This is a genomic window from Actinomadura rubrisoli, from assembly GCF_004349215.1.
Classification (GTDB): Bacteria; Actinomycetota; Actinomycetes; order Streptosporangiales; family Streptosporangiaceae; genus Spirillospora; species Spirillospora rubrisoli.
This window is the reverse complement of sequence record NZ_SMKU01000149.1, coordinates 1-22,577: the sequence shown is the minus strand read 5'-3', so window position 1 is coordinate 22,577 and position 22,577 is coordinate 1. Positions and strand designations below refer to the sequence as shown.

The following is a 22,577-nucleotide window of genomic DNA, read 5'->3' as shown; positions in this document are numbered from 1 at the left end:
GAGCGGACGGGGGGTTCTGGGGCCTCGGGGGCGGCCGTCCAGGAGCCAGAGGAGCGCGCCGAGCAGGAAGCCCAGGAGGGTGACGAGGAACCAGGCGGGCTTCGACAGGTGCCGCATTTCGGACTCGTCGGTACTGAGGACGTCCAAGAGGCAGAAAAGCCAGATACCTAGCAACAACAACGTGACCAGCACAAATGCCATGCCCAGAGGGTAGCCGGTGACTCGTGGGGATGACGACGTGTCGGATTGAGGCTTACCCTGCCTCGGGGGCCGGTCGCCCGTCGAGACCGAGGGCCCCCGCTGACAGAGGAGCCTGATGCGCTTCAAAGGCATCCACCGCAAGCCCCGGGAGCTGAGGAATCGGGAGGCCGCCCGGGGCGGGCCGGCCGGCAAGGACGACGCCGCGTACTCGCCCTCGCCCCCGGAGCAGGGGCAGCGGCCGGACGCGCGGCAGGTGCGGCCGCGCAGCAACCAGCCCCGCGACCGGTTCGGCCGGTTCCGCAAGGCGGGACGGGACGACGACTTCGCGCTCGGCGCCGGTACGGATCGTCCGGGCGAGGGGCAGGGCGCCGTGGACACGATCGCCGGGAGGTACGCGCGGCGCGGCACCGGGCGGCCAGGGGCGGGCGACTACTCGTGGCGCGACTTCGAGCTCGACGAGCCGCAGCGCGTGGAGCCGTACCCTCCGGGCGTGCCGCACGCCGCGGACGGCCGCCGGAACTGCGGCGTGCTGGAGGGGATCATCTACCGGCAGTGGGACGCGCGGCTCGGGCCGCCGACGCCGGAGGTCGTCCGGGCCGTCGACAGCCTTGCCTCGCTGCCCGAGGTGCTCAAGGACAAGCTCGCGCGCGGGCTCGACGGGATCTACGTGGGGCCCGGCGGCGTTCCGCAGCTGGACGACATGGGGCACCTGCACGACCGTCCGCTGCCTTCGGGCCGCGCGACCTGGGACATCTGCGCCGGGGCCTACGGGGACCGCAAGATCGTCGTGGGCGACCGGCCGTCGCCCACGCCGGACGTCATGCTCCACGAGGTCGGGCACGCGCTCGACGACATCGACGGCGACGACGGCGCGTGGACCTCCGACAGCCCGGCGTTCCGGCGGCTGTACGAGCAGTGCAGGCCGCACCTGTCGAGTGACTTCCACAAGCAGCCCGACGCCCTCGGGAGGCGGGAGTTCTTCGCGGACGCGTTCGCGGCGATCTCCTCCCGGCAGCGCCCGGCTTTGGTGGATATGCTCGCCGGCAACATTCGGACGGCGCTTGAGGTCATGCTCTTCTTCAACCGCAGGTACGGGATCTAGGACACCGTGATGGCAGACGGCGAAGCCGATGGACACCGAGGGTGATCGACGATGTACGTGATCCGGCTCCCCGATGGCACACTCCGAGTGCCCCACAGTGTCCTCGCCGACCCCGGTGAGGGCGAGGGACGGATCATCGCCGACGCGTACGTCGAGATAGGCCCGGACGATCCCGACTACGACCGGTTGCTCGGCCAGTCGCTCACCGAGCAGGAACTGGAGGAAAAGCGCCGCCGCTGGCGGGACGAGGACGCGGATCTGCTCCAGCGCTTCGAAGAGTGGAAGTCGGGCCGGACGGAGGACTAGGGCGGGCTCCCCGGCGCGCGCCCCGGCCGCCGTGGCGGCGGTCCTGGAAGGACGGGAGCCCTGCTCAGCGGGCCGAGTGCTCGGCGACCGGCTCCTCGCCGCGCAGCAGCGCGTGGACCTCGGACTCACGAAATCGGCGGTGGCCCCCCGGCGTCCTGATGCTGCTGATCCGGCCCGCCGCTGCCCAGCGGGTCACCGTCTTCGGATCGACCCGGAAGAGGGCGGCGACCTCTCCTGGAGTCAGCAGGCGCTCGCTCGTGCTCTCCACGTTTTCTCTCCCCCTTTGTCCCGCTCTCGGCGCGGGTGGACTGTTTACAGTGTGGCGGGTCAAGACCGATTTCTCCCTTGTTTTCGCAAAACATCACGCTGGGTAATCGGACGAGCTGGCCGGATGACGGGACGTGCACGGGGTGTCGTGCGCCTGTGCCACGCAGACCCCGGTTGACCAGCCGTGTCACGCCTGCAACGGGCGGTTGACACATGCGTGAAGCATTGTGTCCGGGAGACCGAATAGTCTCCCGGACATGTCCGATCTTGTATCCCTGGCGGAGATCGAGCGCGCCGCCGGGCGGCTGGAGGGCGTCACCGTCCGCACACCGCTCGTCCCGTTCCCGGTGGGGGACGCGTCGCTGCTGGTGAAGCCCGAATCGCTCCAGCCGGTCGGCGCCTTCAAGCTGCGCGGGGCCTACGCCACGATCTCCTCCCTCCCCGGGGACGTGCGGGAGCGCGGCGTCGTGACGCATTCCAGCGGCAACCACGCGCGGGCCGTCGCCTACACGGCGCGCGCGCTCGGCATCCGGGCGGTTCTGGTCATGCCGCACACCACGCCCGGTGTGAAGGTGGAGGCGTGCATCGCGCTCGGCGCCGAGATCGTGTACGTCGAGCCGACCGTGGAGGCCCGCGCCGGGACGGCGGCCAAGCTCGCGTCCGCGCACGGGTTCACGCTGGTCCCGCCGTACGACGACCGGCGCGTGATCGCGGGCCAGGGCACCGTCGGGCTGGAGATCGTCCAGGACCGCCCTGACGTGGACGTGGTGCTCGTCCCGGTGAGCGGCGGCGGGCTCGTCTCCGGGATCGCCACGGCCGTCAAGGCGCTGCGGCCGGAGGCCAGGGTGATCGGCGTCGAGCCCGAGCTGGCCGCCGACGCGCGCGACTCCCTGCGCGAGGGGCGCCCGGTCTCCTGGGCCGCCGAGCGGACGGGCCGGACGATCGCCGACGCGCTCCGCGTCCAGCAGGTCGGCGATCTTCCCTTCGCGCACATGCGGGCGCTCGTGGACGGCATCGTCACGGTGACCGACGACGAGATCAGGCTGGCGATGCGGCGGCTGGCGCGCGAGGCGCGCCTCATCGCCGAGCCCGGCGGCGCCGTCGCCACGGCCGCCTATCTCTACCACCGTGACGAGTTGCCCGCCGCGCGGACATATGTGTCGGTCCTGTCCGGCGGCAACGTGGACCCGGCCCTGTTCCGGGACATCCTGAAGTGACCTGCCGGAAGGGGGCGGGTAGGCTCGAAGCGTCATGCGATCCGTACTCTTCTATACCGCCGCGCGGCTGCTGATCTTCGTGGCCACCGCGGGCGTGCTGGCGCTGTTCGGGGCCCGCGGGTTCCTCCTGCTGATGCTGGCGCTGCTGATCAGCGGTGTCGTCAGCTTCGTTCTGCTGTCCAGCCAGCGCGACAAGGTGTCCGCGGCGGTCGTCACGGGCGTGCGCCGGCGGCACAGCAAGTTCGAGGAGTCCCGCGCCAAGGAAGACGCCTGACAAGGCGCCCGCCGAGCGCGCGCCGGGACGACGCCTGAACGGGGGCGGGGGCGAATGACCCAGGTCGCGGAAGCCCTACGCTTGAAGACATGACCCGCGCCTCTCTCGACAAGCAGCCGGCCGACGTGGCGGCGATGTTCGACGGCACCGCCGAGCGGTACGACCTGCTGAACACGCTCATGACCGGCGGCCAGGACAGGCGCTGGCGCAGGGCGGTCGTCCGGGCGCTGGACGCGCGGCCCGGGGAGCGGGTCCTGGACCTCGCCGCCGGCACCGGGACGTCCTCGGTGCCGTTCGCCCAGGCCGGGGCCGACACCGTCGCCTGCGACTTCTCCCTCGGCATGCTCCGCGTGGGCGTCCGGCGGCAGGAGGGCGTCCGGCGGCTGAGCTTCGTCGCGGGCGACGCGCTGCGCCTTCCCTTCGCGGACGGCTCCTTCGACGCGGTCACCATCTCCTTCGGCCTGCGCAACGTCGCCGACACCGGCCGCGCGCTGCGCGAGCTGCGGCGGGTGGCGCGGCCCGGCGGGCGGCTGCTGGTCTGCGAGGTGAGCCATCCGCCGAACGCGCTGCTGGCGCTCGGGCACCGGACGCACCTCAGATACGGGCTGCCGATGCTGGCGCGGGTCAGCTCCAATCCCGACTCCTACCACTACCTGGCCGAGTCGACGCTCGCGTGGCCCGACCAGGCGGAACTGGCCCGCCTCATCCAGGGCGCGGGCTGGAACGCGGTGCGATGGCGGGACCTCACGTTCGGGGTCGCGGCACTGCACCATGCCACCAATCCGGGATGATCCAGGACGGACAGTGGATTTCGGACCGGTCCAAAATCAGAGCGGCCGAGAAGTACCCACGGACCGTGATAAAGGAATAGACTCCCCACCGGATCCTTGTGAAGTACTTCACAAGCGAACGAGCTTAAAGAGGAACGCCGTGACCGACTCCACCCGACACGCGGATGTCATCGTCGTCGGGGCCGGCCCCGCAGGGGCGTCGACCGCCTACTGGCTCGCCCAGACGGGCCTGGACGTGCTGCTGCTGGAGAAGTCCACGTTCCCGCGCGACAAGATCTGCGGCGACGGGCTGACCCCGCGCGCCGTCCGCGCGCTCATCGGCATGGGCGTCGACGTCAACGACCCCGGCTGGGGGCGCAACAAGGGGCTGCGCATCTACGGCGGCGGCGTCAAGGTCGAGCTGCCCTGGCCGGAGCTCGCGAGCTTCCCCGACTTCGGGCTCGTCCGCAAGCGCACCGACTTCGACCAGCTGCTCGCCGAGCACGCCGCCAAGGCCGGCGCCCGGCTGCTGCAGGGCTGCAACGTGACCGGCCCGATCCTGGACGAGCGCACCGACCGCATCACCGGGGTCACCGCCCGGTACGAGGACGAGGACACCGAGTTCCACGCGCCGCTGGTCGTCGCGGCCGACGGGAACTCCACCCGGCTCTCGCTGGCGATGGGCCTTCGGCGGCGCGAGGACCGTCCGCTGGGCGTGGCCGTCCGCCGCTACTTCCAGACGCCGCGCCACGACGACGACTACATGGAGGCGTGGCTGGAGCTGTGGGACGGCGAGCGCCTGCTGCCCGGCTACGGCTGGGTCTTCGGCGTCGGCGACGGCACGTCCAACGTCGGTCTCGGCCTGCTCAACACCAGCAAGTCGTTCCAGAACGTCGACTACCGCGGCATGCTCCAGCGCTGGTGCGCGCAGATGCCCGAGGACTGGCGGTTCGACGAGGAGCACGCCACGAGCCGCATCCGCGGCGCTGCGCTCCCCATGGGCTTCAACCGGCAGCCGCACTACACGCGCGGCATGCTGCTCGTCGGCGACGCCGGCGGCATGATCAACCCGTTCAACGGCGAGGGCATCGACTACGCGCTGGAGTCCGGCCGGCTGGCCGCCGACATCATGGTGCAGGCGCTCGCCCGCCGCACCCCCGCGCAGCGCGAGCGGACGCTGTATGAGTACCCGCGGATCCTCAAGGACGAGCACGGCGGCTATTTCACGCTGGCCCGCGTGTTCGTCCAGGCCATCGGGGACCCCCGCGTCATGAAGTTCCTCACCGCCCACGGCCTGCCCCACCCGACGCTGATGCGCTTCACGCTGAAGCTGCTCGCCAACCTGACCGATCCCAAGGGCGGCGACGCGATGGACCGCGTGATCAACGCGATGCAGAAGGTGGCTCCGGCGGCATGAGTGGAAGGCACTTCGTGAACGAGCCGACCCGACCCCCTGAGGGGAGTGCTATTGATCACCTTGGCTAGGGTGGCGACCCGTGTCCGCGGCAGGTGCCACGGGCCCGCGATGGGCAACGCCGCCCCGTACAGCGCCGTACGAACCGAGGAGGGGCTGTAGAGACATGGATCTCTATGTTCCGATCATCGTGCTGGGACTGCTCGCCTTCGCCTTCGCCGCCGGCTCGGTGGCGATGGCCGCCCTCACGGGGCCGAAGAGGTGGAACCGCGCGCGGCTGGACGCCTACGAGTGCGGCATCGAGCCGACCCCGCAGCCGGTCGGCGGCGGGCGTTTCCCGATCAAGTACTACCTGACGGCGATGCTGTTCATCGTCTTCGACATCGAGATCATCTTCCTGTACCCCTGGGCGGTCGCCTTCGACCACATGGGGATGTTCGGCCTGGTGGAGATGGTCCTTTTCATCGTCACAGTGCTCGTCGCGTACGCCTACATCTGGCGACGCGGTGGTCTGGAGTGGGACTGAGATGGGTCTTGAGGAGAAACTCCCCAGCGGGTTCCTGCTGACCACGGTCGAGCAGGTCGCCGGCTGGGCGCGCAAGAGCTCGGTATGGCCGGCGACGTTCGGCCTCGCGTGTTGCGCGATCGAGATGATGGCGACCGGCGACCCGCGGCACGACTTCTCCCGGTGGGGGATGGAGCGCGCCTCGGCGACGCCGCGGCAGGCCGACCTGATGATCGTCGCGGGCCGGGTGAGCCAGAAGATGGCGCCGGTCCTGCGGCAGATCTACGACCAGATGACCGAGCCCAAGTGGGTCATCGCGATGGGCGTGTGCGCCTCGTCCGGCGGCATGTTCAACAACTACGCGATCGTGCAGGGCGTGGACCACATCGTCCCGGTGGACATCTACCTGCCCGGCTGCCCGCCGCGGCCGGAGATGCTGCTGGACGCGATCCTCAAGCTGCACGACAAGATCCAGAACACCAAGCTCGGACCGCAGCGCGAGAAGCAGATCGCCGAGCTGGAAGAGGCCAAGCGCCGGCGGCTGCCCTTGCTCGGACAGGGGGCCTCATGAGCTCCCAGCATCCCGAGCAGAAGGCCGAGCAGGCCGCCGACCAGCTCCCCGCGCGGGCCGAGGAGGAGCGCCGGGAGCAACCGGTCGCCCGGACGGGCATGTTCGGCGCCAAGACCACCGGCGACACCTCCGGGTACGGGGGGCTGATCGTCCGGCAGAGCCCCAAGGTGACCGCGCCACGCCCGTACGGCGGGCCGGGCGACGCCGCCGAGCCGGGCGAGTTCGACGAGATCGCCGACGAGCTGGAGCGCGCCCTGGGAGCGGAATCGTCCCCGGAGCGGGCGCTGCCGGACTTCGGCGACGCGATCGAGCGCGTCGTCGTCGACCGCGGCGAGCTGACGTTCTTCGTCAAGCGCGAGCACCTGGCCGACGTCGCGCGCACCATGCGGGACGAGCCGTCCCTGCGCTTCGAGCTGTGCTCCGGCGTGTCGGGCGTGCACTACCCGCAGGACACCGGCGCCGAGCTGCACTCGGTCGTGCACCTGCTGTCGATCACCCACAACCGGCGCGTCCGGCTGGAGGTGACCTGCCCCGACGCCGACCCGCACGTGCCGTCGCTGGTGCCGGTCTACCCGACGAGCGACTGGCACGAGCGGGAGACCTACGACTTCTTCGGGATCGTGTACGACGGCCATCCGGCGCTGACGCGCATCGAGATGCCCGACGACTGGGTCGGCCATCCGCAGCGCAAGGACTACCCCCTCGGCGGCATCCCCGTCGAGTACCGCGGCGCGGAGATCCCCCCGCCGGACGAGCGGAGGTCGTACACGTGAGCTCCACCAAGTACACCGAATACGACGCCTACGCCGCCGACGAGGCGGCCGAGGGCCGGGTCTTCGACGTGGGCGGGCAGGACTGGGACCAGGTCGTGTCCGGCGCCGAGGACCTCGGCGACGAGCGGCTCGTCGTCAACATGGGCCCGCAGCACCCGTCCACGCACGGAGTGCTCCGGCTGATCCTCACGCTGGACGGCGAGACGGTGAACGAGTGCCGGGTGGGCATCGGCTACCTGCACACCGGCATCGAGAAGAACATGGAGTTCCGCACCTGGACGCAGGGCACCACGTTCTGCACCCGGATGGACTACCTCGCGCCGATCTTCAACGAGACGGCGTACTGCCTGGGCGTGGAGAAGCTGCTCGGCATCACCGACCGGATCCCGGAGCGGGCCCAGATCATCCGCGTGATGATGATGGAGCTCAACCGGATCTCCTCGCACCTCGTCGCGATCGCCACGTTCGGGCTGGAGCTCGGCGCGACGACCGTCATGCTCAACGGGTTCATCGAGCGCGAGTACACCCTCGACCTCTTCGAGGAGGTCACGGGCCTGCGGATGAACATGGCCTACGTCCGTCCGGGCGGCGTCGCGCAGGACCTGCCGAGCGGGGCGAGCAGCAAGATCCGCGACTACCTGGACCGGATGCCGAAGCGGCTCCAGGCGCTCCGCAAGCTGATGGACGACAACCACGTCTACAAGGCGCGGACGAAGGACATCGCCTACCTCGACCTCACCGGCTGCATGGCCCTCGGCGTCACCGGCCCGGTGCTCCGCGCGACCGGTCTGCCGTGGGACCTGCGCAAGTCGCAGCCCTACTGCGGCTACGAGACCTACGACTTCAAGGTGCCGACGCAGGACACCTGCGACGTCTACGGCCGCTATCTCGTCCGCATGGAGGAGATGGAGGAGTCACTGAAGATCGTCGAGCAGTGCCTGGACCGGCTGCAGTCGGTCAAGGGCCCGGTGATGATCGAGGACAAGAAGATCGGCTGGCCGGCGCAGCTCGCGATCGGCGCGGACGGCATGGGCAACTCGCCCCGCCACATCGCGCACATCATGGGCACCTCGATGGAGGCGCTGATCCACCACTTCAAGCTGGTGACCGAGGGCTTCCGGGTCCCGGCGGGCCAGGCGTACTCGCCCATCGAGTCGCCGCGCGGCGAGCTCGGCGCGCACGTGGTCAGCGACGGCGGCACCCGCCCGTACCGCGTGCACTTCCGCGAGCCGTCCTTCGTCAACCTTCAGGCCGCCCCGGCCATGGCCGAAGGCGGCATGATCGCCGACGTCATCGCCGCCGTGGCCAGCATCGACCCGGTCATGGGGGGAGTGGACCGATGACGGCGTACGAACCCGAGGTACGCGAGAGGCTGGAACGGGACGCCAAGGAGATCATCGGCCGGTATCCCCGGCCGAGGTCGGCGCTGCTGCCGCTGCTGCACCTGGTGCAGTCGGTGGACGGGCACATCACCGAGCACGGCATCGACTTCTGCGCCGAGCAGCTGGGCATCACCGCAACGCAGGTGACGGGCGTCGCCACGTTCTACACGCAGTACAAGCACGCGCCGGTCGGGGAGTACCACGTCGGCGTCTGCATCAACACGCTGTGCGCGGTCATGGGCGGCGACCAGATCTGGGACGAGCTGAGCGAGCACGTCGGGGTGGGCCACGACGAGGCCACCGCGGACGGCAAGGTCAGCCTGGAGCGGATCGAGTGCAACGCCGCCTGCGACTTCGCGCCGGTGATGATGGTCAACTGGGAGTTCTTCGACAACATGACTCCCAAGAAGGCGAAGCGGCTGGTCGACGACCTGCGCGCCGGTGAGGAAGTGCTTCCTTCACGCGGGCCGGAAAAGCTGTGCGGCTGGAAGGACGCCTCCCGGATTCTCGCGGGCTTCCCCGACGGGCGCGCCCACGAGGGCGTCCAGGCCGGGCCGGAGTCGCTGCGAGGGCTGAAGCTGGCGAACGAGCGCGGCTGGACGGCGCCGTCAACTGCGGTTGCCGGGGGGTCTGGGGGGTCGTCCCCCCAGGGGCAGGAGGCCGATGCCGACCGCGAGCGGCCGGACGAGCCGGTCAAGCCGGGCGACATCAGCGATCCGCCGCCGAACGAGCCGGGCAAGCCCATCGGCGGCGCGGCCAAGCCCGGCAGCCAGGAGGGGCGCAACCAGTGACCACGCTCACCCCGATCCTCACCAAAAACTGGGACCAGGCCGACTCCTTCACCCGTGCGGGCTACGAGCGCGAGGGCGGCTACAAGGCGCTGCGCACGGCGTTCGGGATGGAGCCGGACGAGATCGTCCAGGCCGTCAAGGACTCCGGCCTGCGCGGCCGCGGCGGCGCGGGCTTCCCCACCGGCATGAAGTGGGGGTTCCTGCCGCCGAGCAGCCCGAACCCGCGGTACCTGGTCGTGAACGCCGACGAGTCCGAGCCGGGCACGTGCAAGGACATCCCGCTGATGCTGGCGAACCCGCACGTCCTGATCGAGGGCGTCATCATCAGCTCGTACGCGATCAAGTCCAACCACGCGTTCATCTACGTGCGCGGCGAGGTCCTGCACGTGATCCGCCGCCTCCAGCAGGCGGTGGCGGAGGCGTACGAGGCCGGCTACCTCGGCAAGGACATCCTCGGCTCCGGCTACGACCTGGACGTGGTCGTGCACAGCGGCGCCGGGGCCTACATCTGCGGCGAGGAGACGGCGCTGCTGGACTCCCTGGAGGGGTTCCGCGGCCAGCCCAGGCTCAAGCCCCCCTTCCCTGCCGTGGCGGGCCTGTACGGCGGGCCCACTGTCATCAACAACGTCGAGTCGATCGCGTCGGTTCCCTCGATCGTGGGGAACGGCGCCGACTGGTTCGCCTCGATGGGCACCGAGAAGTCCCAGGGGTTCGGGATCTTCTCGCTGTCGGGGCACGTCACGCGGCCCGGCCAGTACGAGGCGCCGCTCGGCATCACGCTGCGGGAGCTGCTCGACATGGCGGGCGGCGTCCGCGCCGGGCACCGGCTGAAGTTCTGGACGCCGGGCGGCTCGTCCACGCCGATCTTCACCGACGAGCACCTGGACGTGCCGCTGGACTTCGAGTCCGTCGGCGCGGCCGGGTCCATGCTCGGCACCCGGGCCCTGCAGATCTTCGACGAGACGACCTGCGTCGTCCGGGCCGTCCTGCGCTGGTCGGAGTTCTACGCGCACGAGTCGTGCGGCAAATGCACGCCGTGCCGCGAGGGCACCTACTGGTACAAGCAGATGCTCAAGCGGCTGGAGGCGGGCCAGGGCGAGGAGAAGGACCTGGAGACGCTCCTCGACCTGTCCGACAACATCCTCGGCCGCTCGTTCTGCGCGCTGGGCGACGGCGCGACGAGCCCGGTCGTCTCGTCCATCAAGCTGTTCCGGGACGAGTACCTCCAGCACTTCGAGCAGGGCGGCTGTCCGTTCGACCCGTCCAAGTCCACCCTCTGGGGAGGTGCCAAGTGACGGTCACCGACGACAAGTCGGCGGTGGAAAGGCGCGAGGACCTGATCGCCGTCACCATCGACGGCTTCAAGATCGAGGTGCCCAAGGGCACGCTGATCATCCGGGCCGCCGAGCTGCTCGGCATCCAGATCCCGCGGTTCTGCGACCATCCGCTGCTGGACCCGGTCGGCGCCTGCCGCCAGTGCCTGGTGGAGATCCCGGACGCCGGGAACGGGCGCGGGATGCCCAAGCCGCAGGCGTCCTGCACGACCACCGTGATGCCGGGCATGGTCATCAAGACCCAGCTCACCTCGCCGGTGGCCGACAAGGCCCAGCACGGCGTGATGGAGCTGCTGCTCATCAACCACCCGCTGGACTGCCCGGTCTGCGACAAGGGCGGCGAGTGCCCGCTGCAGAACCAGGCGATGTCGAACGGGCGCGGCGAGACCCGCTTCACCGAGACCAAGCGGACCTTCCCCAAGCCGCTGCCGCTGTCCAGCCAGGTGCTGCTCGACCGGGAGCGCTGCATCCAGTGCGCCCGCTGCACCCGGTTCTCCGACCAGATCGCCGGCGACGCGTTCATCGACCTGCTCGACCGCGGCGCGAAGGAGCAGGTCGGCACGGCGGACGGCAAGCCGTTCCAGTCGTACTTCTCCGGCAACACCGTGCAGATCTGCCCGGTGGGCGCGCTGACCGGCGCCGCCTACCGGTTCCGGTCGCGGCCGTTCGACCTCGTGTCGCAGCCGAGCACGTGCGAGCACTGCGCGTCCGGCTGCGCGCTGCGCACCGACCACCGGCGCGGGAAGATCACGCGGCGGCTGGCCGGGGACGACCCGCAGGTGAACGAGGAGTGGAACTGTGACAAGGGCCGCTGGGCGTTCACCTACGCCACGCAGCCCGAGCGGCTCACGCACCCGCTCGTCCGGAACGCGGCCGGGGAGTTGGAGACCGCGTCGTGGCCCGAGGCGCTCTCCATCGCGGCCCGCGGGCTCGCGGCGGCGCGGGGCTCGGCCGGCGTGCTGGCCGGCGGGCGGGTGACCCTGGAGGACGCCTACGCCTACGCCAAGTTCGCCCGGATCGCGCTCGGCACCAACGACGTCGACTTCCGGGCCCGCCCGATGTCGGACGAGGAGTCGGACTTCCTCGCCTCCTCCGTCGCGGGCCGTCCCATCGAGGTGTCCTACTCCGACCTGGAGAAGGCGCCCGCGGTGCTGCTCGCCGGGTTCGAGCCGGAGGAGGAGTCGCCGATCGTGTTCCTGCGGCTCCGCAAGGCGTTCCGCAAGAACCGGCTGAAGGTCTACTCGGCCGCGCCGTTCACCACCCGCGGCCTTCGCAAGGTCGGCGGCACGCTGCTGCCGACGCAGCCGGGCGGCGAGGCCGAGACGCTCGGCGCGCTCATCGGCGACGACGCCGTCGCGGACGTCCGGACGCAGATGGAGGCGCCCGGTGCCGTGATCATGGTGGGGGAGCGGCTGGCGACCAGCCCCGGCGCGCTGACGGCGGTCGTCCGGCTGGCGCAGGTGACCGGCGCCCGGCTGGCCTGGGTGCCGCGCCGGGCCGGGGAGCGCGGCGCGATCGAGGCCGGGGCGCTGCCCGGGCTGCTGCCGATCGGCCGTCCCGCCGCCGACCCCGAGGCGCGGGCCGAGGTGGCCCGCACCTGGGGCGTCGCCGAGCTGCCCGCCGCGCCCGGGCGGGGCACCGACGCGATCCTCGCCGAGACCCTGGCCGGACGGCGCGCGGCGCTGCTGGTCGGCGGCGTCGACCCCGGCGACCTGGCCGACCCCGAGGCGGCGCTGCGGGCGCTGGAGGCCGCCCCGTTCGTGGTGAGCCTGGAGCAGCGGCCGAGCGCGGTCACCGACCGCGCCGATGTGGTGCTGCCCGTCGCGGCCGTCGCCGAGAAGGCCGGCACGTTCGTCGACTGGGAGGGCCGCGGCCGCCCGTTCGACGTCGTCCTGAAGTCCGCCGGGCGGATGTCCGACCTGCGGGTCCTGGACGCGCTGGCGAACGAAATGGACGTCCACCTGGGGCTGCCCGGACCGGAGGCGGCGCGCCGCGAGCTGGCCGGGCTGGGCGCCTACCGGGGCGAGCGCCCCGAGGCGCCGAACGTGCCGCAGGTGCTGCCGCCGCGCCCCGAGCGCGGCGAGGCGCTGGTCGCGACCTGGCGGCTGCTGCTCGACCGGGGACGGCTGCAGGACGGCGAGCCGTTCCTCGCGGGCACCGCCAAGCCCGCGGTCGCCCGGCTGTCGCCCGCGACGGCCGCCGAGATCGGCGCGACGGACGCGGTCACGGTGTCGGCGGAGCGCGGCGAGGTCACGCTTCCGCTGGAGATCACCGCCGACCTGCCCGACCGGGTCGTCTGGCTGCCCACGAACTCGGCGGGCTGTAGCCTGCACCGGGACCTGGGGGCGGTCGCGGGGGGCGTCGCCCGGATCGCGGGCGGCGCGCTCGCGAGCGCGACCGAGAACACCGCTGGAGGCTCCCGATGAGTCCGCACTCGCTCGTGGCGGCGGCGGCCGCGAAGGACCCCACCCTGGAGACGAGCTTCGGCAAGGACCCGTGGTGGCTGATCGGCGGCAAGGTCCTGGTCATCTTCGTGTTCCTGGTGCTGACCGTCCTGCTGTCGATGTGGGTCGAGCGGCGCGTCATCGGCCGGATGCAGCTGCGCGTCGGCCCGAACCGCGCCGGCCCGTTCGGGCTGCTCCAGGGCCTCGCGGACGGCGTGAAGCTGGCCCTGAAGGAGGACATCGTCCCCCGCCAGGTCGACAAGATCGTGTTCATCCTGGCGCCGATCATGTCGGCGGTGCCGGCGTTCATCTCCTTCATCATCATCCCGTTCGGCCCGAACGTGTCGGTGTTCGGCCACCAGACGGCGCTGCAGGGCACCGACCTGCCCGTCGCGGTGCTGCTGGTGCTGGCGATGTCGTCGATGGGCGTGTACGGGATCGTGCTGGCCGGCTGGTCGTCGATGTCGCCGTACTCGCTGCTCGGCGGGCTCCGCTCGTCCGCCCAGGTGATCTCCTACGAGATCGCGATGGGGCTGTCGTTCGTGGCGGTGTTCCTGTTCGCCGGGTCGATGTCCACCTCGGACATCGTCGCGGCGCAGCACAACAAGTGGTTCGTGGTGCTGCTGGCCCCGTCCTTCATCGTGTACGTCATCACGATGATGGGCGAGTCGAACCGCATCCCGTTCGACCTGCCCGAAGGCGAGGGCGAGCTGGTCGGGGGCTTCCACACCGAGTACTCGTCGCTGAAGTTCGCGATGTTCTTCCTGGCGGAGTACATCAACCTCGCGACGCTGTCGGCCCTCGCCACGACGCTGTTCCTCGGCGGCTGGCGCGCGCCCGCGCCGATCTCCACGGTGTGGGAGGGCGCGAACGCCGGCTGGTGGCCGGTGCTGTGGTTCCTGGCCAAGCTGTGGCTGTTCATCTTCTTCTTCATCTGGCTGCGCGGCTCGCTGCCGCGCGTGCGCTACGACCAGCTCATGAAGCTCGGCTGGAAGGTGCTGATGCCCTTCTCGCTCGGCTGGATCCTGCTGGTGTCCACCGTCAAGGCCCTGCGCAACGAGGGCTACGACGTGCAGAAGATCTTCATCGGCGCCGCCGTGGTGGCCGCCGTCGTGCTGGTGGCCACGGTGATCTGGGAGACGCTCCGGGGCGACGGCGACGGCGAGGGGGAGATCGTGCCGGGCATGGACCGCGACGCGGCAGGCGACCCCGCCGCCGGCGGGTTCCCGGTCCCGCCGATGGACGCGCCGCACTACCACGGGCGCGGCCTCCGGTCCGCGGGGCCGTCCACGATCAACACCCCTCCTGAGGAGGTCACCAGTGGGACTCACTGATTTCCTGAATCCGGTCAAGGGGTTCGGGGTCTCGTTCCACCAGATGTTCACCAAGAGCGAGACCGTTCAGTACCCCGAGGTGAAGAAGCCGACCGCCCCGCGCTTCCACGGGCGGCACCAGCTCAACCGGTGGCCGGACGGCCTGGAGAAGTGCATCGGCTGCGAGCTGTGCGCCTGGGCCTGTCCCGCCGACGCCATCTTCGTCGAGGGCGCCGACAACACCGCGGACGAGCGCTACTCGCCCGGCGAGCGGTACGGCCGCATCTACCAGATCAACTACCTGCGCTGCATCCTCTGCGGCCTGTGCATCGAGGCGTGCCCCACCCGGGCGCTCACGATGACCAACGAGTACGAGCTCGCCGACGACAGCCGCGAGAGCCTGATCTACACCAAGGACATGCTGCTGGCGCCGCTGCGCGAGGGCATGGAGCAGCCGCCGCACGAGATGCGGCTCGGCGACACCGAGGAGGAGTACTACCGCCTCGGCCTCCAGCCCGACGAGGGCCCGGCCGTCCCCGCCGAGGGCGGCGGACGGGCGAGCGCCGACAACGCGGCCAACGCGGCCAAGCGCGAGCGCCGCCGCAAGGGCGGTGAGGCCAAGTGACCGCCCACCTCCTCGCCGGGCACGCCGCCGCCGGGCACGCCCTCGCCGGGCATGTCGCCGACAAGCAGTCCGGCGAGCCGTTCTTCTTCTGGCTGCTGGCCGTCGTGTCGGTCTGCGCCGCCCTCGGCATGATCTTCATGCGGAAGGCGGTGCACTCGGCGCTGCTGCTGGCGGTCGTGATGCTGTCGCTGGCGGCGCTGTACGCGATCCAGAACGCGCCGTTCCTGGCGTTCGTCCAGGTGATCGTCTACACCGGCGCCGTGCTGATGCTGTTCCTGTTCGTGATGATGCTCGTCGGCGTCGGGTCCACGGACTCGCTCGTGGAGACGATCAGGGGACAGCGCCTGTGGGCGTCCCTCGGCGCGATCGGGTTCGTCGTCCTGCTGGCGGTCGGCCTCGGGAACGCCTCGCTCGGCGACTCCGCCGGGCTGAAGTCGGCGAACGGCGACGGCAACGTCGTCGGGCTGGCGAAGCTGCTGTTCACCAAGTACGTGTTCGCGTTCGAGGCGACCAGCGCCCTGCTGATCACCGCGGCGCTCGGCGCGATGGTGCTCGCGCACCGCGAGCGGACCGGGCCGAAGACCACACAGCGCGACCTGTCCCGGGAGCGGTTCGCCTCCGGCGGGCACCCGGGCCCGCTGCCCGGCCCCGGCACCTACGCCCGGCACAACGCCGTCGACATGCCGGCGCTGCTGCCCGACGGGACGCCCTCGGAGCTGTCGGTCAACCCGATCATCGCGGCCCGGAGCGACACCTCCGAGCGGCACGCCGACCTGTACGGCGGCACCGAGCAGGAGGCGGTCGACCGGGACGTGGCGGCGGTGAAGGCCGTGACCGGGGAGGCCGAGGACGCGGGCGCCGAGTCGCGCGTCGTCAAGGCCGGGACGGGCGCCGCGGGCGGCCCCGCGTCCGGCACCGACAGCGAAGGCGAGGCTGGTCAATGAGTCCGGGGCACTACCTGGCGCTCTCGGCGATCCTGTTCACCATCGGAGCCCTCGGCGTCCTCGTGCGCCGCAACGCGATCGTGGTGTTCATGTGCGTCGAGCTGATGCTGAACGCCACCAACCTGGCGTTCGTGTCGTTCTCCCGCATGCACGGCACGCTCGACGGCCAGATCATCGCCTTCTTCGTGATGGTGGTGGCCGCCGCGGAGGTCGTGGTGGGCCTGGCGATCATCATGACCATCTTCCGGACCCGCAGGTCCTCGTCGGTGGACGACGCGAACCTGCTGAAGTACTGAGAGGCCGAGGATGAAAGCGGAAGGAATCCAGGCCGCGTCCTGGCTTCTCATCGCGCTCCCGCTCGCGGGCGCCGCGGTCCTCCTGCTCGGAGGGCGGCGCACCGACAGGTGGGGGCACCTGCTCGGCGTCACCATGTCGCTGGCGTCGTTCGCGGTCGGCGCGGCGATGTTCGTCCAGATGCTCGGGTACGACGCCGAGGAGCGGCGCCGCACCCAGCACCTGTGGGACTTCATCGACGTCGGCACGTTCAAGGTCGGCATGGACCTGCTGGTGGACCCGCTGTCCATCAGCTTCGTCCTGCTGATCACCGGGGTGGGCTCGCTCATCCACATCTACTCGATCGGCTACATGGCCGACGACCCCGAGCGGCGCCGGTTCTTCGCCTACCTGAACCTGTTCGTGGCGGCGATGCTGCTGCTGGTGCTCGGCGGCAACTACCTGGTCACCTTCCTCGGCTGGGAGGGCGTGGGCCTCGCCTCGTACCTGCTGATCGGGTTCTGGCAGTACAAGCCGACCGCCGCGACCGCCGCCAAGAAGGCGTTCGTCGTCAACCGCGTCGGCGACCTCGGCCTGATCCTGGCGATCGCGCTGATGTTCCAGACGTTCGGGACGATCGGCTTCGACCAGGTCCTCGGCACCGGCGCCGAGCACGTCGGCCTCGCCGCCAAGCTCGGCACCGGGACCGCCACGGCCATCGGCCTGCTGCTCCTGCTCGGCGCCTGCGGCAAGTCGGCGCAGCTCCCGCTGCAGTCCTGGCTGCTGGACGCGATGGAGGGCCCGACCCCGGTGTCGGCCCTCATCCACGCCGCGACCATGGTGACCGCCGGCGTCTACCTGATCGTCCGGTCCGCGCCGATCTTCGAGATGTCGGAGACCGCGCAACTGGTGGTGACGATCGTCGGCGCGGCCACACTGCTCGCCGGTGCGATCATCGGGTGCGGCAAGGACGACATCAAGAAGGCCCTCGCGGGCTCGACGATGTCGCAGATCGGCTACATGCACCTCGCCGCCGGGCTCGGCAAGCCCGGGTACGTCTTCGCCATCGCGCACCTGATCGCGCACGGCTTCTTCAAGGCCGGCCTGTTCCTCGGCGCCGGCTCCGTCATGCACGGCATGAAGGACGACGTGAACATGCGCCACTACGGCGCGCTCCGCTCGATGATGGTCGTCACCTACGCCACGTTCGGGCTCGGGTACCTCGCCATCATCGGGTTCCCCGGCCTGTCCGGCTGGTTCACCAAGGACGGCATCATCGAGGCCGCCTACGACAAGGGCGGCACGTCCGGGGCGGTCCTCGGCACGTGCGCGCTGGTCGGCGCGGGCATCACCGCCTACTACATGTCGCGCGTGATGTTCATGACGTTCTTCGGCGAGAAGCGCTGGGCGGACGGCGTCCACCCGCACGAGTCGCCGAAGGTCATGACCGTCCCGCTGGTCCTGCTGGCGGTCGGCTCGATCGGCGCCGGCGGGTTCCTCGTCCTCGGCGGGTTCTCCGACTTCCTGGAGCCGGTCGTCGGCGCGCCCGAGCACGAGCACAGCTTCAAGTGGATCACGGCGCCGGGCGCCGCCACGTTCGTGCTGATGCTCGTCGGCGCCGGCATCGCCTGGCGGCAGTACGGCAGCCGGAAGGTGCCGCGCGAGGCGCCCGCCGGCTCGTTCGTCACCGTCGCGGCCCGCAAGGACCTCTACGGCGACGCGCTCAACGAGTCGCTGCTCATGCGCCCCGGCCAGTGGCTGACCCGCCTCGCGGTCTGGTTCGACGGACGCGGCGTCGACGGCGCCGTCAACGGTCTCGCTGCGGGCGTCGGAGGCAGCTCCGGCCGGGTCCGGCGGCTGCAGACCGGCTTCGTCCGGTCCTACGCACTTTCCATGTTCTTCGGCGCGGCACTCATCGTGGCGGCGCTCCTGGTGGTGAATGTGTCTTGAGTGACTTTCCCTGGCTGAGCGTCCTCATCGGGCTGCCGCTGGTCGGCGCGTTCCTCGTGGCGCTGCTGCCACGTGAGCGCGAGACCCTCGTCAAGCAGTTCGCGCTCGGCGTGTCCCTCGTGGTCGGGGTGCTCGCCCTGGTGATGGCGGCGCGCTTCGACGCGGACGGCGCGCGGTTCCAGTTCGACGAGAAGTACTGGTGGATCAAGGAGTTCGGCGTCCACTGGGCGCTCGGCGTCGACGGCGTCGCGCTCGTGCTGATCGTCCTGTCGGTGATCCTCGTCCCGCTGGTCATCCTCGCGTCCTGGAACGAGAGCGACCGCTCCGGCGGCGTCGACGCCCCCGCCGAGGGCGGGACGCGCCGCTCGGTGAAGACGTACATGGCGCTGCTGCTGTCGCTGGAAGCGGCGATGATCGGCGTCTTCGCGGCGACCGACGTCTTCCTCTTCTACGTCTTCTTCGAGGCGATGCTCATCCCGGTGTACTTCATCATCGGGTACTACGGCGGCGCGCAGCGCTCCTACGCCGCGGTGAAGTTCCTGCTCTACTCGCTGTTCGGCGGCCTGCTGATGCTCGTCGCGGTCATCTGGCTCTACCCGCTGTCGAGCAAGCCGGCGAGCGAGGGCGGGCTAGGGCACGGGACGTTCATGTTCGACGAGCTGTCGAAGATGAACATCGACCCGACGACCGCCCGGTGGCTGTTCCTCGGCTTCTTCATCGCGTTCGCGATCAAGGCGCCGATGGTGCCCGTCCACACCTGGCTGCCGGACGCGGCGCAGCAGTCCCCGGCGGGCGCGCTCGTGCTGATCGTCGGCGTGCTCGACAAGGTCGGCACGTACGGGATGCTGCGGTTCTGCCTGGAGTTGTTCCCCGGCGCCGCCAAGTGGGCCACGCCGGTCGTGCTCGGATTCGCCGTCCTCAGCATCATCTACGGCGCCGTCCTCGCGATCGGGCAGGTCGACCTCAAGCGCCTGATCGCCTACACCTCGGTGTCGCACTTCGGGTTCATCGTGCTCGGCATCTTCGCGATGACCTCGCAGGGGCAGTCCGGCGCCGCGCTCTACATGGTCAACCACGGCTTCTCCACCGGCGCGCTGTTCCTCGTCGTCGGCTTCATGATCGTCCGGCGGCGGTCGGCGAGGATCGGCGACTACGGCGGCGTGCAGAAGGTCGCGCCCGTCCTCGCCGGGACGTTCCTCGTCGCGGGGCTGTCCGGGCTGTCGCTGCCCGGTCTGTCCCCGTTCGTCTCGGAGTTCCTCGTCCTGGTCGGGACGTTCAGCCGCTACCGCTGGGCCGCCGTCCTCGCCGTCAGCGGCGTCGTCCTCGCCGCCATCTACATCCTGTGGATGTACCAGCGGACCATGGGCGGGCCCAAGACCCCGGCGGTCGAGGGCATGAAGGACCTCACGGCCCGGGAGAAGTGGACGGTCGCGCCGCTCATCGCGATCATCGTGGCGATGGGCTTCTTCCCGCAGCCGGTGCTGCACGTCATCAACCCATCGGTGAAGCAGACGCTGGCCCGGATCGACCGGCATGATCCCGCGCCGAAGATCACCGGCAACGTCGCCGAGAACGGAGCCCGTCCATGAGCAGCACCAGTCAGGTGAGCGCCGCCCTGGCCCAGGGGGGTGGTGACATTCAGGCGCCGCACATCGAGTACGGGCAGATCGGCCCGATGCTGCTGGTGCTCGGCATCGCCGTCGTCGGCGTCCTGGCCGAGGCGTTCGTCGGCCGCACCTGGCGCTACCACGTGCAGGTGCCGCTCGCGTTCCTCGCGCTGGCGGGCGCGTTCGCGTGGACGGTCGCGCTGGGCTGGCGCGACAACCCGCACCACGTCGCGGCCGAGGGCGCGCTCGGCGTGGACGGCCCGACCCTCTTCCTCCAGGGCACCATCCTGGTGCTCGCGCTCGTCTGCCTCCTGCTGGTCGCCGAGCGCGGGACCGGCACCGCCGGCGCCGTGGGCGGCCACTTCGCCGCGCAGGCGTCCGCGCTCCCGGGCAGCGAGGCCGAGCAGCGCAGCGCCGACGCCGGGTTCACCCAGACCGAGGTGTTCCCGCTGATGATGTTCGCGGTCGGCGGCATGCTGATGTTCCCCGCCTCCAACGACCTGCTCACGATGTTCGTGGCGCTGGAGGTCATGTCGCTGCCGCTGTACCTGCTGTGCGGCCTGGCCCGCCGGCGGCGCCTGCTGTCGCAGGAGGCCGCGGTCAAGTACTTCCTGCTCGGCGCGTTCTCCTCCGCCTTCTTCCTGTACGGGACGGCGCTGCTGTACGGCTACGCCGGATCGGTCAAGCTGGCCGACATCTCCGCGCAGATCAGCAAGGACGCGGGCAGCGAGACGCTGCTGCTCGCCGGCGTCGCGCTGCTGTCGGTCGGCCTGCTGTTCAAGCTCGGCGCGGTCCCGTTCCACATGTGGAAGCCGGACGTCTACCAGGGCGCCCCGACCCCGATCACGGCGCTGATGGCGTCCTGCACCCTCGTCGCCGCGTTCGGCGCGATCCTGCGCGTCTACTACGTGGGCTTCGAGACGCTGAAGTGGGACTGGCGGCCCGTCATGTGGGGTGTGGCGATTCTCACAATGGTCATCGGCGCGGTCATCGCCATCACCCAGACCGACCTCAAGCGGATGCTGGCCTACTCCTCGATCGCGCACGCGGGCTTCCTGCTCACCGGCGTCATCGCCACGTCCCAGAACGGCCTGTCCAGCACGCTGTTCTACCTCGCGGCCTACGGCTTCACCACGATCGGCGCCTTCGCGGTGATCACCATGGTCCGGGACGCGGCCGGCGAGGCCGCGCACCTGTCGCGCTGGGCCGGGCTCGGCAAGCGCTCCCCGGTGGTCGCCGGGGTGTTCGCCTTCTTCCTGCTGGCCTTCGCGGGGATCCCGCTGACCAGCGGCTTCACCGGCAAGTTCGCGGTGTTCAAGGCGGCCGTCGAGGGCGGCGCCACCCCGCTGGTCATCGTCGGCGTCGTCTCCTCCGCCGTGGCCGCGTTCTTCTACGTCCGTGTGATCGTCGTCATGTTCTTCAGCGAGCCCGAGGCGGACGGCCCCACGGTCGTGGCGGGACCGGCGACCGCGGCGGCGGTCGCGCTCGGGCTGACGGCTACTGTTGTACTCGGAGTGCTCCCCCAGCCCATCCTGGACCTTGCGGGACACGCCACGACACATATGTTCGTCCGGTAGGGGGTCATGGGTGAGCAACGCTTTCGCTGAGGAGTCCGGCCCGTTCGGGCTTCCCGTCGCTGCGGCGCTCGCGGCCGACGCCAGGGAGCGCCTCGCCGCCGTCGAGGCGCTGCTCCTGGAGTCCGTCCAAGGCGAGGACCCGCTGCTCACCCAGGCGTCCAAGCACCTCGTCGAGGCCGGCGGCAAGCGGTTTCGCCCCATGCTGGTGCTGCTCGCCTCCCACTTCGGTGACCCCGCCGCGTCCGGCGTCGTCCCGGCCGCGGTGGTGGTCGAGCTGACCCACCTCGGCACCCTCTACCACGACGACGTCATGGACGAGGCGACCGTCCGCCGCGGCCGGCAGTCGGCCAACTCCCGCTGGACCAACACCGTCGCGATCCTCACCGGCGACTACCTGTTCGCCCGCGCGTCCGACCTGCTCGCCGACCTCGGCCCCGAGGCCGTCCGCATCCAGGCCCGCGCGTTCGCCCGCCTCGTCCGCGGCCAGATCCAGGAGACCGTCGGCCCTCCCCCCGACACCGACTCCCTTAAGCACTACCTCCAGGTCGTCGCCGACAAGACCGCATCGCTGATCGCCGTCTCCGGCCAGTTCGGCGCCCTGCTGTCCGGCGCGCCCCCGCACATCGTCGACACCATCACCTCCGCCTGCGAGAAGATCGGCGTCGCGTTCCAGCTGTCGGACGACATCCTGGACATCGACTCCGAGGCCGAGCAGTCCGGCAAGACCCCCGGCACCGACCTGCGCGAGGGCATCCGCACCCTCCCCATGCACCACGTCCTCGCCGGCATCGGCTCCGGCCCGGCCGACGCCCGCCTCCGCGAGCTGCTCGTCCAGGACCTCACCGACGACGCCCTCCACACCGAGGCCCTCACCCTCCTGCGCGCCCACCCCGCCATGGACCGCGCCCGCGCCGACCTCCGCCGCTGGGCCGAAGAC

The 22,577-nt window shown here is 70.7% G+C and carries 22 protein-coding genes and 1 pseudogene; 21 read left to right on the top strand and 2 right to left on the bottom strand.

The window, feature by feature from the left end; genetic code table 11:
- Positions 1-201: PLDc N-terminal domain-containing protein (locus E1298_RS25515; RefSeq protein ID WP_207944831.1), on the bottom strand; the 201-nt coding region annotated here is incomplete at its 3' end.
- Positions 202-316: 115 nt separating this feature from the next.
- On the opposite strand from E1298_RS25515, the gene E1298_RS25510 reads away from it, so the two are divergent.
- On the top strand, positions 317-1,303 hold the full coding sequence (locus E1298_RS25510; protein ID WP_131897517.1) for a hypothetical protein: 987 nt from the start codon (positions 317-319) through the stop codon (positions 1,301-1,303).
- An 87-nt stretch (positions 1,304-1,390) separates the two neighbouring features.
- A complete protein-coding gene (locus E1298_RS25505; protein ID WP_341770648.1) occupies positions 1,391-1,609 on the top strand; it encodes a hypothetical protein in 219 nt (72 codons plus the stop codon).
- A 64-nt stretch (positions 1,610-1,673) separates the two neighbouring features.
- Here the strand turns inward: E1298_RS25505 and E1298_RS25500 are convergent, their stop codons facing one another.
- Positions 1,674-1,877: a BldC family transcriptional regulator gene (locus tag E1298_RS25500; protein WP_021593176.1), complete on the bottom strand. Its 204-nt coding sequence runs from the start codon at positions 1,875-1,877 to the stop codon at positions 1,674-1,676.
- A 256-nt stretch (positions 1,878-2,133) separates the two neighbouring features.
- Between E1298_RS25500 and E1298_RS25495 the strand changes: the two genes are divergently transcribed.
- From E1298_RS25495 to E1298_RS25405, 19 genes and pseudogenes are all read left to right on the top strand, one after another.
- Entirely contained in the window at positions 2,134-3,093 is a 960-nt protein-coding gene (locus E1298_RS25495; RefSeq protein WP_131897513.1) for a threonine ammonia-lyase, read from the top strand.
- Between the two features lie 34 nt (positions 3,094-3,127).
- Positions 3,128-3,367, top strand: coding sequence for a DUF4229 domain-containing protein (locus E1298_RS25490; RefSeq protein ID WP_131897511.1), 240 nt, complete (start codon positions 3,128-3,130; stop codon positions 3,365-3,367).
- 89 nt (positions 3,368-3,456) lie between these two features.
- Positions 3,457-4,158 (top strand): demethylmenaquinone methyltransferase, encoded by a 702-nt coding sequence (locus E1298_RS25485; RefSeq protein WP_131897509.1) that lies wholly within the window; start codon positions 3,457-3,459, stop codon positions 4,156-4,158.
- Positions 4,159-4,297: 139 nt separating this feature from the next.
- On the top strand, positions 4,298-5,554 hold the full coding sequence (locus E1298_RS25480) for a geranylgeranyl reductase family protein (RefSeq protein WP_131897507.1): 1,257 nt from the start codon (positions 4,298-4,300) through the stop codon (positions 5,552-5,554).
- Positions 5,555-5,717: 163 nt separating this feature from the next.
- Positions 5,718-6,077 (top strand): NADH-quinone oxidoreductase subunit A, encoded by a 360-nt coding sequence (locus E1298_RS25475; RefSeq protein ID WP_131897505.1) that lies wholly within the window; start codon positions 5,718-5,720, stop codon positions 6,075-6,077.
- Between the two features lies 1 nt (position 6,078).
- Positions 6,079-6,627: a NuoB/complex I 20 kDa subunit family protein gene (locus tag E1298_RS25470; protein WP_131897502.1), complete on the top strand. Its 549-nt coding sequence runs from the start codon at positions 6,079-6,081 to the stop codon at positions 6,625-6,627.
- Positions 6,624-7,400 carry an NADH-quinone oxidoreductase subunit C gene (locus E1298_RS25465; protein ID WP_131897500.1) on the top strand — a complete coding sequence of 259 codons (777 nt, stop codon included), beginning with the start codon at positions 6,624-6,626 and terminating at the stop codon, positions 7,398-7,400. Before E1298_RS25470 ends, E1298_RS25465 begins: the two co-directional genes overlap by 4 nt.
- A gap of 68 nt (positions 7,401-7,468) precedes the next feature.
- Positions 7,469-8,743, top strand: coding sequence for an NADH-quinone oxidoreductase subunit D (locus E1298_RS25460; RefSeq protein ID WP_207944832.1), 1,275 nt, complete (start codon positions 7,469-7,471; stop codon positions 8,741-8,743).
- Positions 8,740-9,390: pseudogene (nuoE, locus tag E1298_RS25455) on the top strand (NADH-quinone oxidoreductase subunit NuoE); the annotation flags it as partial. The gene E1298_RS25460 and the pseudogene nuoE, both read left to right, overlap by 4 nt.
- Before the next feature lie 179 nt (positions 9,391-9,569).
- Positions 9,570-10,868: an NADH-quinone oxidoreductase subunit NuoF gene (gene nuoF, locus E1298_RS25450; protein WP_131897494.1), complete on the top strand. Its 1,299-nt coding sequence runs from the start codon at positions 9,570-9,572 to the stop codon at positions 10,866-10,868.
- Entirely contained in the window at positions 10,865-13,333 is a 2,469-nt protein-coding gene (locus E1298_RS25445) for an NADH-quinone oxidoreductase subunit G (protein ID WP_131897492.1), read from the top strand. The genes nuoF and E1298_RS25445 overlap by 4 nt, the downstream gene beginning before the upstream one ends.
- A complete protein-coding gene (gene nuoH / locus E1298_RS25440) occupies positions 13,330-14,685 on the top strand; it encodes an NADH-quinone oxidoreductase subunit NuoH (protein ID WP_131897491.1) in 1,356 nt (451 codons plus the stop codon). The genes E1298_RS25445 and nuoH overlap by 4 nt, the downstream gene beginning before the upstream one ends.
- Positions 14,686-14,728: 43 nt before the next feature.
- Positions 14,729-15,289 (top strand): NADH-quinone oxidoreductase subunit NuoI, encoded by a 561-nt coding sequence (gene nuoI, locus E1298_RS25435; RefSeq protein ID WP_243725795.1) that lies wholly within the window; start codon positions 14,729-14,731, stop codon positions 15,287-15,289.
- Positions 15,286-16,233, top strand: coding sequence for an NADH-quinone oxidoreductase subunit J (locus tag E1298_RS25430; protein ID WP_131897489.1), 948 nt, complete (start codon positions 15,286-15,288; stop codon positions 16,231-16,233). Before nuoI ends, E1298_RS25430 begins: the two co-directional genes overlap by 4 nt.
- Positions 16,230-16,529, top strand: a complete 300-nt coding sequence (gene nuoK, locus E1298_RS25425) for an NADH-quinone oxidoreductase subunit NuoK (RefSeq protein ID WP_131897488.1) — start codon at positions 16,230-16,232, stop codon at positions 16,527-16,529. The genes E1298_RS25430 and nuoK overlap by 4 nt, the downstream gene beginning before the upstream one ends.
- A 10-nt stretch (positions 16,530-16,539) precedes the next feature.
- Positions 16,540-18,456, top strand: a complete 1,917-nt coding sequence (gene nuoL / locus E1298_RS25420; protein ID WP_131897487.1) for an NADH-quinone oxidoreductase subunit L — start codon at positions 16,540-16,542, stop codon at positions 18,454-18,456.
- Positions 18,453-20,045, top strand: coding sequence for an NADH-quinone oxidoreductase subunit M (locus E1298_RS25415; protein ID WP_131897486.1), 1,593 nt, complete (start codon positions 18,453-18,455; stop codon positions 20,043-20,045). The genes nuoL and E1298_RS25415 overlap by 4 nt, the downstream gene beginning before the upstream one ends.
- Entirely contained in the window at positions 20,042-21,640 is a 1,599-nt protein-coding gene (gene nuoN, locus E1298_RS25410; protein ID WP_131897485.1) for an NADH-quinone oxidoreductase subunit NuoN, read from the top strand. Before E1298_RS25415 ends, nuoN begins: the two co-directional genes overlap by 4 nt.
- Before the next feature lie 10 nt (positions 21,641-21,650).
- Positions 21,651-22,577 (top strand): polyprenyl synthetase family protein (locus tag E1298_RS25405; protein ID WP_131897484.1); only part of this gene is annotated, 927 nt, incomplete at its 3' end.